The sequence below is a fragment of the Streptomyces catenulae genome (assembly GCF_000718015.1).
In the GTDB taxonomy this organism is placed as follows: Bacteria; Actinomycetota; Actinomycetes; order Streptomycetales; family Streptomycetaceae; genus Streptomyces; species Streptomyces catenulae.
This window is the reverse complement of record NZ_JODY01000030.1, coordinates 41,905-53,587: the sequence shown is the minus strand read 5'-3', so window position 1 is coordinate 53,587 and position 11,683 is coordinate 41,905. Positions and strand designations below refer to the sequence as shown.

Annotated in this window: 13 protein-coding genes; 7 read left to right on the top strand and 6 right to left on the bottom strand. The window is 68.6% G+C overall.

The annotated features are described in order from the left end of the window. Positions 1-130: 130 nt before the first annotated feature. Positions 131-460, bottom strand: a complete 330-nt coding sequence (locus IF23_RS0123170; RefSeq protein ID WP_030286724.1) for an antibiotic biosynthesis monooxygenase family protein — start codon at positions 458-460, stop codon at positions 131-133. Between IF23_RS0123170 and IF23_RS0123165 the strand changes: the two genes are divergently transcribed. From IF23_RS0123165 to IF23_RS0123150, 4 genes are all read left to right on the top strand, one after another. Next, complete coding sequence (locus IF23_RS0123165) at positions 461-901, top strand: recombinase family protein (RefSeq protein WP_078654191.1); 441 nt, start codon at positions 461-463, stop codon at positions 899-901. It begins immediately after the preceding gene. Beyond that, positions 877-2,145 carry a recombinase family protein gene (locus IF23_RS0123160; protein ID WP_030286720.1) on the top strand — a complete coding sequence of 423 codons (1,269 nt, stop codon included), beginning with the start codon at positions 877-879 and terminating at the stop codon, positions 2,143-2,145. The genes IF23_RS0123165 and IF23_RS0123160 overlap by 25 nt, the downstream gene beginning before the upstream one ends. Before the next feature lie 609 nt (positions 2,146-2,754). After that, positions 2,755-3,180, top strand: a complete 426-nt coding sequence (locus IF23_RS0123155; protein WP_030286719.1) for a hypothetical protein — start codon at positions 2,755-2,757, stop codon at positions 3,178-3,180. Positions 3,181-3,210: 30 nt separating this feature from the next. After that, positions 3,211-4,053, top strand: coding sequence for a phage major capsid protein (locus tag IF23_RS0123150; protein WP_030286717.1), 843 nt, complete (start codon positions 3,211-3,213; stop codon positions 4,051-4,053). A gap of 584 nt (positions 4,054-4,637) precedes the next feature. On the opposite strand, the gene IF23_RS33005 is transcribed toward IF23_RS0123150, so the two are convergent. Continuing rightward, positions 4,638-5,123, bottom strand: coding sequence for an RICIN domain-containing protein (locus IF23_RS33005; RefSeq protein ID WP_078654190.1), 486 nt, complete (start codon positions 5,121-5,123; stop codon positions 4,638-4,640). Between the two features lie 1,053 nt (positions 5,124-6,176). Here IF23_RS33005 and IF23_RS0123135 point away from each other — a divergent pair. The 3 genes from IF23_RS0123135 (at position 6,177) to IF23_RS0123125 (ending at position 7,280) form a co-directional block, all read left to right on the top strand. Next, a complete protein-coding gene (locus IF23_RS0123135) occupies positions 6,177-6,428 on the top strand; it encodes a hypothetical protein (RefSeq protein WP_030286711.1) in 252 nt (83 codons plus the stop codon). Then, positions 6,391-6,921: a DUF6879 family protein gene (locus tag IF23_RS0123130; RefSeq protein WP_030286709.1), complete on the top strand. Its 531-nt coding sequence runs from the start codon at positions 6,391-6,393 to the stop codon at positions 6,919-6,921. The genes IF23_RS0123135 and IF23_RS0123130 overlap by 38 nt, the downstream gene beginning before the upstream one ends. Positions 6,922-7,085: 164 nt before the next feature. Continuing rightward, on the top strand, positions 7,086-7,280 hold the full coding sequence (locus tag IF23_RS0123125; RefSeq protein ID WP_030286707.1) for a hypothetical protein: 195 nt from the start codon (positions 7,086-7,088) through the stop codon (positions 7,278-7,280). Positions 7,281-7,529: 249 nt separating this feature from the next. Here the strand turns inward: IF23_RS0123125 and IF23_RS0123120 are convergent, their stop codons facing one another. The 4 genes from IF23_RS0123120 to IF23_RS0123105 all read right to left on the bottom strand — a co-directional run bounded on the left by IF23_RS0123120 (position 7,530) and on the right by IF23_RS0123105 (position 11,600). Then, positions 7,530-7,805: a peptidylprolyl isomerase gene (locus tag IF23_RS0123120; RefSeq protein WP_425423875.1), complete on the bottom strand. Its 276-nt coding sequence runs from the start codon at positions 7,803-7,805 to the stop codon at positions 7,530-7,532. A 292-nt stretch (positions 7,806-8,097) separates the two neighbouring features. Then, on the bottom strand, positions 8,098-9,483 hold the full coding sequence (gene proP / locus IF23_RS0123115; RefSeq protein WP_245655072.1) for a glycine betaine/L-proline transporter ProP: 1,386 nt from the start codon (positions 9,481-9,483) through the stop codon (positions 8,098-8,100). Positions 9,484-10,054: 571 nt separating this feature from the next. Next, entirely contained in the window at positions 10,055-11,068 is a 1,014-nt protein-coding gene (locus IF23_RS0123110; RefSeq protein ID WP_030286700.1) for a CU044_5270 family protein, read from the bottom strand. Next, a complete protein-coding gene (locus tag IF23_RS0123105; RefSeq protein ID WP_030286698.1) occupies positions 11,061-11,600 on the bottom strand; it encodes an RNA polymerase sigma factor in 540 nt (179 codons plus the stop codon). Before IF23_RS0123105 ends, IF23_RS0123110 begins: the two co-directional genes overlap by 8 nt. Between the last annotated feature and the right edge of the window lie 83 nt (positions 11,601-11,683).

Below are 11,683 nucleotides of genomic sequence, written 5' to 3'. Positions count from 1 at the left end.
GGAGAAGGGCCGTCCCCGGGGAAGGGCGGAGAAAGGCCCTCCCCAGGAACGGACGGAAAAGGGCCCTCCCCGGGGAGGGCCACAAGGGACCGCCCCCGGAGAGGGCCCTGTGTCGGACCCGGGCCGGGTCTCAGCCCTGCTTCGGACCGGCCTGCTGGACGACCTCGAAGGACCAGAGGGTGGAGCCGGACGCCGCGGGCTTGGGCCGCTCGCCGCCCTCGCCGCCACCCTGGTGGGCGGCCTTCATCGGGCCCTCCATCCACGCCTGGAAGGACGCCTCGTCACGCCAGCGGGTGTAGACGAGGTACTGGTCGGTGCCCTCGACGGGGCGCAGCAGCTCGAACCACTCGAAGCCGTCGGAGGAGTCGACGGTCCCGGCGCGGGAGGAGAACCGCTGCTCCAGGACCTCACGCTGCTCGGCGGGGACGGTGAGTGCGTTGATCTTTACCACGCTAGGCACATGACACCTCTCATAAAGCGGACACCGGACTGGCGCCGTAATCTGGACCAAGTGCGTGCAGTCTCCTACATCAGACAGTCAAAGCGCCGTGAGGACGATTCCCAGGCCAGTCCCGAGGCGCAGCGGGAGAAGTGCGAGGCACTGATCACGGCGAAGGGCTGGGACCTCGCGGGGAGCTTCGCGGACGTGGGCCGCTCCGGTTGGGATCCGAACGTGGAGCGCCCGGAGTTCGAAGAGATGCTGACGGCCGTCCGGGCGGGCCACGTGGACGCCGTCGTGGTGTTCGCCCTCTCCCGCCTCACGCGTCAGGGCGCCTTCGAAGCGATGAAGATCGAAGAGGAGCTGCGGAGATACGGCGTCCTTCTGGTCTCCGTCTGGTCTCCGTCGAGGAACCGTTCCTGGACACCTCCACCCCCGTGGGCGTCGCCATCTTCGGTCTGATCGCCGCCCTGGCCAAGCAGGAGTCCGACCTGAAGTCGGAGTACATCAGCTCGACCAAGGACACCATCCGGAAGGCAGGCGGCCACACCTCCGGAATGGCCCCGTACGGCTTCACCGGCGAGCGAGTGAGGCGCGGGAAGCTGTCCGTCGTCCGCCTGATCCCTGCCCCGCAGGAGGCACCGGTCGTGCGGGACATGGTGACGTGGGCCCTGGAGGGGCTTTCGGCGTCCGGCATCGCCAGGCGGCTCAACGATGCGGGTGTGCCGACGAAGAACGCGAACGACACAGCCCGGCTCACGGCACGCCGAGTACGCGCCGTGTCGAAACCGTCAAAGGCCAGTGCGTGGACTTCCTCCACGGTCCTCCGCATTCTTCGAGACCCGCGTCTGGCCGGGTACGCCATCGAGTGGCAGGGGCGGACCATCAGGACGAAAGACACCCCTGGCACGGCAGGAAAGCGGACCATTCTCCGGGACGAGACCGGCGCGCCTATGGAGGCCCACGAGGGCATTGTGGAGTCTGACGAGTGGTGGAGACTCCAGGACGTCCTGGACGGCCGCACACCGGTGGTCAGGCAGACACGGCGCTCCGTTCCCTCGCTCCTTGCCGGTGCGGGCATGTTGTTCTGCGGCGTGTGCGGGTCCGTGATGGTGACGGACAAGCGGAAAGAGAAGCTGCTCTATCGCTGCAACCGTGCGTCCGCCGGACTCGTTCCGGGGCACGGCGGACTGGCCATCGACATGGCGACCGCCAATGAAGTGGTGGTGCGCAAGGTGTGGCACCGGTTGGGGACTCTGGACCCGGCGGACGAGGACGACCGGGAAAAGTTGGCGGAGGCCGTCCGCCGGTTCGCCGCTCAGACCGATACCTCCGGCAGGGACGCCGATCTGGCAGCGGCGAGGGCCGAGATGGAACACGTCCGGGGCGCGCTGCGGACCCTTTACCAAGACCGCCAAGACGGGCTTTACGAGGGCGCCACGGGACGCGGGATGTTCAGAGACAGTGTTCAACGGCTCACCGCACATGAAGAACGCATGGTGGAGCGCGTGGCCTCGCTCGAAGGACGCTGTAACGCTTCCCACGGAGTGGTTGGAGGTGGGCGAAGACCCACTCTCCGAAGAGGCACTGTGGGTCTCCTGGAGTCTCCAGGAACAACGCGAGTTCCTGGCACTCTTTCTGGACCGCGTGTCTATCTCCAAAGGCCACTGGACGGGGCCGCAACGCGAACACGCAGGACCGCGTAGTCATTCACTGGGCGGAGGCGCCGCAACAGGGCTGACAAATCCCCGTCGGGAGGGCTCAGTCGTGGGGCTTTCCCCCTTTTTTCCGGCATGGCCTGTTGAGGTGTAGGGCAAGAAAACTGCCCTCCGTACCTTCTCTCTCATACGTATTTATAGAGAAGTAGGTACGGAGGGCAGTTTTCTTGCCCTGACGGGCCTGTGGCCATGTCACGGCCCCCAGTACATGTCTGAAGAACCCACGCACAACGTGAGGGTTCGCCCGGCGGCGACCGGGTGCGTTCCGCGCAATCAACCGGCCACTCGCCTCGCGCCCCGGTACCTATCGGGGCGTGGGGTTTTCCCATGCCCGGAAACCCTCTTGGGAGGTTCCTTGATCCTCGATCGAATCAACCTGTCGCGTCAGCTCATCGGCGCCCTTGGCGACGCGCACCACTTGGCGGCAGGGGTCGGGATGCGCGACCGCATTTCCGAGTTCTCCACGCTGCAGGAGAAGGCAGCCAAGGACCTCGGCGAAGTGGTCCGCAACGCCTACAACAACGGCGGCATTACGGAGCATGCAGGCCAAGAACGCTATGCGTCCGATCTACTCCGCCGCGAACGAGGTGCACCACGATGGCTTCTGAGCAGACCGAGACGGCCCCGGACGCCATCCTGGCGGCTCCGGAGGCGGAGGCAGTCCCGGAGTTGCCGGACGGAGCCACGGATCCCGCAGACGGCGATGCAACGCCCGACGTGGGCGCGCTCCAGGCTCGCGTCCAGGAACTGGAAGCGGAGCGGGACCGACTGGCAGCGGAGAAGGCCCAGCGGAACCGCGCGGACGCCATGGCGGCCGTCGTGAACCGCTATCAGCACGTGACGAAGGAGATCGTCCAGGCCCTCCCCGAAGACCTCCCTACGGAACGGCTGGAGGCCGTGGCGGTCGCCGTGAACCAGGCCATGCACGCGGCCTTGCGCCCCGAGGGCATCGGACGTGGCGGCCTCACCCCTTACGAGGAACCCCGCGCCACCTGGGACGGCCTGTTCCGCTCAACCCGTTGACCACCCCAACCACCTAGCTAGGACTGCTACTTGTCATTCCTCACGGCTTCCTCCGGCGTCTCCGGCATCACCCCCGACGACTACGGCCCGCTGATCGTCCAGCCCGTGGAGCGCGAGAGCGTCGCCCTTCAGGTGGCCAGCAAGCTCAAGACGAACAGCACCAAGGTCCATATCCCCGTCGTGCAGACCGACGCGGGCGCCTCATTCGTAGCGGAAGGTGACGAGATCGCCCCGACCGACGCCATCATGGGCGAACTGGAGATCACCCCGGCCAAGTGCGCGGGCCTGTCCATCGTGTCGAACGAACTGGCCGAGGACAGCGACCCGGACGCCCAGAAGCTCGTAGGCGACGGCCTGGCCCGTTCGATCGCCCGCGTCCTGGACCGCTCGTTCTTCAACAGCCTGCCCGCCCCCGCCCCGGAGGGCCTGGAGGCCGTGGGCGGTGTGGGCACCGTGGACGCCGGAACCAAGTTCACCAACCTGGACGCGTTCCAGGAGGCCATCAACCGCGCCGAGGACGTGGGCGCCACGATCACGGCGTTCGCCGCGAACCCCGTGGACGCGCTGACCCTGGCCCAGCTCAAGCAGACCAAGGACAGCAATGTCCCGCTGCTGGGCTCCGACCCGACCACGCCGACCCGGCGGACCGTCCTGGGCGTGCCGCTGTACGTCTCCAACGCCGTCACCGTCGGGACCGTGTGGGGCATCCCGCGCGACCGCGTGATGGTCGTCATGCGCCGGGACGTAACCCTGGACGTGTCCAAGCACGCCCGGTTCACCCGGGACCAGACAGCCATCAAGGCCACGATGCGCGTCGCGCACGCATTCCCGCACCCGGCGGCGATCCAGAGAATCAGCCTCGGCAAGGCTTAAGCGAGAGGGAGTTGAACCCGCTAGGGGTTCGACTCCCTCTCGCTTTGTTTCGGGTGACGAAAGCGATTGCCGAACTACACGGGATTGGTTCATGATCGACCGAGAGAACTCAGTGGCGTACACGATCACGCACGCCCCGCCAGACGGAGGTTCACGTCACAGTCGAGGGAGCCGCGGCCGCCAAGGAACCCGACTCCCTCATGTTCTGTTGCAGTCGACGCAACAGAACATGAGGCGCAAGGGCAGGAAAAAGGCCCTACGGTCCTTCTTTCTATATTCCGTTCGTGAGGAAGAAGGAACGTAGGGCATTTTTCTTGCCCTGGAATGCAGATGCCAGCCGGGTGGTGAACTCCCCTGTCACGCGCCCCAGTACATGCATATGAAGGCAGGTTCCGTGCCCCGGACTCCAGCATCCGACGTGGAAACGTGAGCGTCGCCCGCCCGGCTCCTCCCGCGCGCACCGTGTTTCCTCCGGGATGCCGCGCGGGAGTTGAGCCTTGGTCCCGTAGCTCGGGAGTGGATCTTCCGCCTTGTCGTGCGGAGGTAAGTGCACGCTGGCAGTTTATCGTGGAGCCTGGGTTCGCTTAGCGGGTCGGGAACTCCCAGTCCTGGTTGGTGCCGCCGTTGCAGCCCCGGGCGAGCAGGTACTTGTGGTTCGGGTCGTCGTCCAGGCACGCACCGGTTTTGAGGTTCCGGAGCGTTGCGCCGACGCGCGTCCAGTTCTGGTACTCGTTGTCGGCGTTGCAGCCCCGCGCCATGATGTGGCCCTGGTACGTGTCGTTGTCCAAGCAGTTTCCCGTCGCAAGGTTCTTCAAGAGTACATATCCGTTACTCTTTCCGGGCCTCTCTTCAAAACGCTGGTTATTCCCCCCGTTGCAGCCTCGAGTGATTACTCCAGACCAATTCGGGTCGTTGTCCACGCAATTCCTGGTGGCAACATTCCTGAGAGAGTAGATGGCGGCATTGGGGCCGTCACTTTCGTCGCTGGACTGCGCCAGGGCGGCCTGAGGAGTCGACACCAGCGTGGCAGCAATCGAGACGCCGACGGCGAAGGCGGACAGGCGGTGCATGGCGAACTTCCCTTCGGTGGGGTCTGGTAGGCGTTGCAAAGGGTTGCCGCCAGTCACCCCTTGGGTATAGCTGATTCCCTAAAAAGGGGGGGGCAGAACCCCGCGCACTTCTGCCACGTTACAGACAATGGGACTCCTGAGGGAGTTACACAAAAGCGTGAGTTTACCTTCGTGAAGAGAATTCACGACCTCGCGTAACGGTAGTTTAATTCGATTAATTGGGGGCTGGGGGGTGTGAATGGCATGGAGTGACAGCAACAGGCGCTCCCGCCTCCCGGCGGACTGGGCGGTCCGTCGACTGTCCGTTCTGAAGCGGGACGGCTTCCAGTGCGCGGCCGTCCTGCGGGACACGGGGGCGCGGTGTACGGCACCGGCGACTGACGTGGACCACGTCGTCCCCGGTGACGATCACGACCCGGCGAACCTTCAGTCGTTGTGCCGTTGGCATCACGCGCGGAAGTCGTCTGCGGAGGGTGCGGCGGCGCGTCGGAGGCCGGTGTCCAGGCGGCGGCCGGTTGGTTGGCATCCGGGAGAGCTGGGCTGAGCGGGCACACCACGGTGTTCTTCGTGTTCTTCATCAACGACGCGAAGAAGACCGGGTCCGCGGCCGACCCTGGGGGATATCCCCTTCCGGCCCGGCAGGAAGACCGAAGCGTGATAGCGGCTCGGAATCTGTACGGGTTCCAAGGTCTTCAAGGACCGACTTTCACTCCCTGACAGCCCCCTGAACTGGAGAAACGCGCTCGGGGCCGTTCTGCGGAAACGGCCCTAACCACGATTTCAGCCACTCCCCCCGCCGACGGGCCCCTTGTTGCTTCCGGAGCAGCAAGGGGCCCTTGGGCGTTCCGGGGGGCCTTCGAATCGAATGACCCTCTCGCGGCCGACTGGGGCCTTGAGGGGTGCAAGTCGGCATTCTTGTCGACTGGTTGAGCTGCCTTCGATTGCAAGGACGGCACAGGGGCAGCAGGTGGTGAGATCTGACCTTGACGCTGACGGTGAGCGGGGGAAAGGCTCGTGCAACCGGACGCAACCGAGTAGGCAGAGGAGAAGGCCATGGCTCTACTGTTCTTCGGCAAGGACCTCCACACCAACGGGGACGACTGCCCCACGGTGTGGGTGGATGAGGCGACTGCGGACCTGGTCATTCAGGGCTGGAAGGCCGACGAGAAGACGCAGGAGGAATGCCTGACCGTTGGCCACATCCCGGAGACTGAAGCCGTCGTTCGCATCCCGGCCCGAATGGTGCCCCAGATCAGGAAGGCTTGTGATGAAGCCGAACAGCAGCAGCGTTCCGCCGTTCGCTGAACTCGTGGCGGACTGTCACCACTCTGCTGTTCACCTGGAGCTACGCGACTCCTACGGCGTCTCCTCCGAGTCGGAGGACTTCGCAGAGTGGAAGGCCACGGGCGAGATCACCCCGGCGTCAGTGGAGCGCCGACGACCGTGGCTGGACCTCGTACGGGAGACCGTGGGACGCGGCGTCATCATGCGCCGCGCCCGAGTCGTCTCCGTTCCGGTGAGCGAGTACATCAGGTATGAGCACGCCGGAACCCACCTGAACGTGGAGGCGGGGGAGCTGGTCCGATGGCTCCCACGGCCGGAGGCAGCCACGTTGCTCCTGCCGGGGGCGGACCTGTGGCTCCTCGACGGCCGACTGATCCGCTTCGGGCACTTCGCCGGAGACGGCAGCCGAGTCGGGCACGAGTTGAACGAGGACCCTGCCGTGGCCAAGATGTGCGCGGATGCCTTCGAACTCGTGTGGGAACGTGGCATCCCCCACGAGGAGTTCACCGTCTGATCTGCGCGAAGGCACCCCGCTAAGGACTTCGAGAACGCGGGTGAGCCGTGGGACCCCCAGGCGAGCCAGGGGCAGTCGACTGACCCGGACACCCGTGTCTCCCAGAACGGCGACGTACACAGCGCCATGGCGGACGACAAGGACCGCGAACAGGAGTAACAGGGATGATCCACGGTGAGCACCTGGCGGACGACCTCAAGCGCGATCACGGGTTCATCCGGTGCGAGCTGATCCAGGACGGTAAGGCCGTCGTCATGCGGAAGCCCGGTAGCGACCGCTGGACCGTCGTCCCGCTCCGGTGGCTGACCAGCGACGCCGTGGATGTGATCAAGACGCAGGCCGGTATCACGCTGGTCTGAGTCGCCCCATGAATGCCCGTCTGTACGCCTTCCCCGTGGCGTACAGACGGGTCATGTGCGTGGCTTGACACCTTCTTTGATCTTCACGATGCTCATGCCGCCATCGTGCCGCATCCCGCCTGGCGGCCCCGGGGCAGGTCCCCCGACCGGGCGCCGGGCCGGTGGCGTATTCCGCCACGGGGGCGGAGGGCCGTCCGGCGGCGGCTGCCGGTGCGCGGGGCTGCAGGCGGGGCGGCCCGGGGCGCCGGATCAGTCCTGGCGGCTGGTGACCTCGATGAGGTGGTAGCCGAACTGCGTCCGCACGGGGCCCTGGACGGTGCCGGTCGGTGCGGAGAAGACGACCGTGTCGAACTCCTTCACCATCTGCCCGGGGCCGAAGGACCCGAGGTCGCCGCCCTGGCGGCCGGAGGGGCAGGTGGAGTTCGCCTTGGCGACCTCGGCGAAGTCTGCTCCGGCCTCGATCTGCGCCTTCAGCTCGTTTGCCTTGTCCTCGCCGGGGACCAGGATGTGGCGTGCGGTTGCCATGGCCATTTCATCAACCCTCTCGCATACGTGTCGACGCGGCGAACGGCCCCTGCGGGCTTTGCGTAAGCAGCGTCTGCAAAACAGAGATACGCACCCTCTCACAGGCCGCCCACCGGTGCCCGCCGGGCGCGGCGCGGCCCCGTTCCCGCCCCTGGGGCGCCGCCGCGCGGACCGTCCGCGGCGCCGCACGGGACGGCATGAGGACAGGCCCCCGCCGGAACGCGCAGGAGCCCGGTGCGGTGACGCACCGGGCTCCAGCGATGTTTCCGGGCCGTTCGCGGCCCTCGGCCGGTCAGGCCGTCGCGGCCGCCTCCTGGCGGACGGTACGGGCGACCTCGCGGGCCTCCGCCTCGGTCTCCACCGCGGGCGGCGAGCCGGGGAGCGGCTTGCAGGCGCTCTCCGACATCAGCCAGACCGCGATACCGCCGATGACGGCCGCGGCCATCATGTAGTAGGCGGGCATCATGCGGTTGCCGGTGGCGCCGATCAGCGCGGTGACGACCAGCGGGGTGGTGCCGCCGAAGAGCGACACGGAGATGTTGAAGCCGATGGACAGCGAGCCGTAGCGGACCTTCGTCGGGAAGAGCGCGGGCAGCGTCGACGGCATCGTGGAGGTGAAGCAGACCAGCAGCAGGCCCAGCGCGCCCATGCCGAGGGCGATGGCGAAGAGCGAGCCCTGCCGGATCAGCAGCAGCGCGGGCACCGACAGGAGCAGGAACCCCGCGCAGCCCGCGGCCATCACCGGGCGGCGGCCGAAGCGGTCGCTGAGCCGCCCCGCGAACGGCTGGATGCACATCATCACGACCATCACCGCGAGGACGACCAGCAGCCCGTGCGTCTCGTCGTACTTCAGCTCCGAGGTCAGATAGCTCGGCATGTACGACAGCAGCATGTAGTCGGTGACGTTGAAGACCAGGACCAGACCGACGCAGAGCAGCATCGCGCGCCACTGGCCGAAGATCATCTCGCGGACGCCGACGCGCTTCTCCGCGTCGCGGCGCTCCTTCTCCTTCGACCGCGCCTCCTTCTCCAGCTGCGCGAACGCCGGGGTCTCCTCCAGCCGCATCCGCAGGTAGAGGCCGATGATGCCCATCGGGCCCGCGATCAGGAACGGGATCCGCCAGCCCCAGGAGAGCAGGTCCTCGGTGGAGAGCAGGGCGGTCATCAAGGTGACCAGACCGGCGCCGCCGACGTAACCGGCGAGGGTGCCGAACTCCAGCCAGCTGCCGAGGAAGCCGCGCTTCTTGTCGGGCGCGTACTCGGCGATGAAGGTGGACGCGCCGCCGTACTCACCGCCGGTGGAGAAGCCCTGCACCAGACGGGCGACGAGCAGCAGGATCGGGGCGCCGATACCGATCGACTCCCACGACGGGATCAGGCCGATGCAGAAGGTGCCCGCCGCCATCATGATCATGGTGAGGGCGAGGACCTTCTGACGGCCGATGCGGTCGCCGAGCGGTCCGAAGACCATGCCGCCGATCGGCCGGACCAGGAACGCCGCCGCGAACGCGCCGAACGTCGACAGCAGCTGCACCGTCGAGTCCCCGGTCGGGAAGAAGACCTTGCCCAGGGTGACGGCTATGTAGCTGTAGACGCCGAAGTCGAACCACTCCATCGCGTTGCCCAGCGCCGCGGCGGAGACCGCGCGCTTGACCATCGCCGGCTCGACGACCGTCACCTCGCCTGCGGATCCTCTGGAGGACGTTCCCCCGGTGCGCTGTTCCGAGTCGGATGCGGCGGCCTTCCGGCTACCGCCCTGTTCACGGGGCCCCGGTGCGACGGGGGACTGCGTCGGCACGTGTTCGCTCGCCTGCGCTCTCTGGGTCGACTGCAAGAAAAAGTCCCGTCACGGGTGACGGGCGAAAGTCGACCATAGGGGCAGACCCGGTCATCACGGACGGTGCACGGATGACCGCGCAACTGCTCGCCTACCCGCTCCACACAGGGCAAACGCGGCTTCGCGGAGGCTCCCGGGAGCAGCCGGGGTGTGAGCCATATCGCGGTGAGAGCCTGCAACCGTACGCCGGGGTGACGCGGCCCACACCCCGCGCGCGGCCTCCTCGTACGCGCCCCTCCCGCACGCCGTCCCGCCCGCCGCGTACCCGCCCCGACGGCCCCCGCGCGGGCCGCGTACCGGGCCCGGGAACGCGACCGGCGCGGCGGCCCGCAGGAGGCCACCGCGCCGGGGGATCGTCGCGTCACTCAAGGATCCGCCCGTCCCGCCCGGACCGCCACCCGGCGGTCGCCGCTCACTCCATCCACGCCTCGTAGGAGAGGACCGCACCGGCCTTCACCCGGGAGTCGGGGATGTCCTCGGTCGTGGTGGTCTCGCTGCCCAGGAGACGGCCGTCGGCGGGGTCGAGGATCAGCATCTGGCGGATGCCGTCCATGGCGCCCGGCCGCCCGGTGCAGACGTACGCCTGACCGCGGCGGCCCAGCCGGTCGGTGACCGGGCCCACCGGGCGCAGCTCCCCGGCGGTGGCGAGCATCCGCACCACGGCGGCGTTCTCCCGCGGCCCCGGCGTCCACTCCTGACGGAACGCGGACAGCGCCTGCAACAACTGCGGCGTCCCGGCGTCCGCCCCGCCGTACAGCGCGCCCAGCAGCCGCCGCAGCGCCTCCGGGTCGTCCGGCGGCGGGGTCCGCGACGCCAGGCCGCCGTGCTGCGTCCCGGCGCCCGCCGGGTACGCCACCCGGTGCAGCACCTTCCCGTCCTCGACGGTGGCGCGGCGGCCGTCGCCGGTGGGGTGGATCACCGGGTGCCCCGGGTGGCGCGGATCGGTCGCCACCACCAGCTCGGAGCCGCTGCCGTCGGCGTTCCACCGGGTCAGCCGCTCCTCGGGCACGGTCACCGGCGGCGCGTCCGCGGTGCCGGTACGGCTGTCCAGGTACCAGCTCTGCAGATGGCTGCCCCGCCGCGGTCCGTCCCCGGGGCGGGCCGCGGCGGCCGCCGCCTCGGCCCGCCGCGCCAGTTCGGCCAGCGGCACCGCCGGGGCGCCGGACCGCACCTGGAGGGCGGCCGGGACGGCAGCGGCGGGCGTGGAGCCGGGCCCGGAGAGGGTGTAGGCGAGCACCGCGAAGAGGGCCAGCGCCGCCGCCTCGGCGCGGAGCACCAGCCGTCGGCCGATCCTCCGGCGGCGGTTGCGGTACAGCAGCTGGTTCAGCGCCCGCTCGGCCCGGTGGTCGAGGGGCCGCTCCCGCCACGGGCCGGTGTGCGCCGACACGGGGTCGGCCGCGCGCAGCAGCTCCAGTTCGTCATCCATCGCACTCGTCTCCTGCTCGCGCGGACACCGGCGTCCGCATCCGGTCGATCTGGGTACGGAGCCGGGCCCGCGCCCGGTGGAGCCGCATCGCCGCCGCGCTGCGGCCACAGCCGAGGGTGACGGCGAGTTCGTCGACGGTCAGCTCCTCCCACGCCGTCAGCCGCAGCACCTCCTGGTCGGCGGGGGAGAGCCGGGCGAGCGCCTCGTGGACCCAGGAGCCGGGCCGCTCCGCGTCCGGGCTCGCCACCGTCCCCCGGCGGTGCGCGATCTCGTGGTGGCCCAGGCGCGCCAGCAGGCGGCGGTGGCGACCCCGGCCGCGCACCGTGTTGGCCAGGCAGTTGCGGGCCACCCCGTACAGCCAGGGCAGCGGCGCGTCGGGGAGGTCCGCGCGGCGGCGCCAGGCGGTGGAGAAGACCTCCGCGACTATTTCCTCGACCTCGTCCGCCTGCCCGTCCAGCCGCCGCGCCACGAAACGGCTGACCGCCCAGTAGTGGGCGCGGTAGGCAGCGGCGAAGGCATCGTCCGTGCTCATGATCGGTTGGTGTCCGGCACGCCCCCGATCGTCACACCCCGCCGCGGTGATCCATCACACGGCCCCCGGAGGCGCGTCCCGGT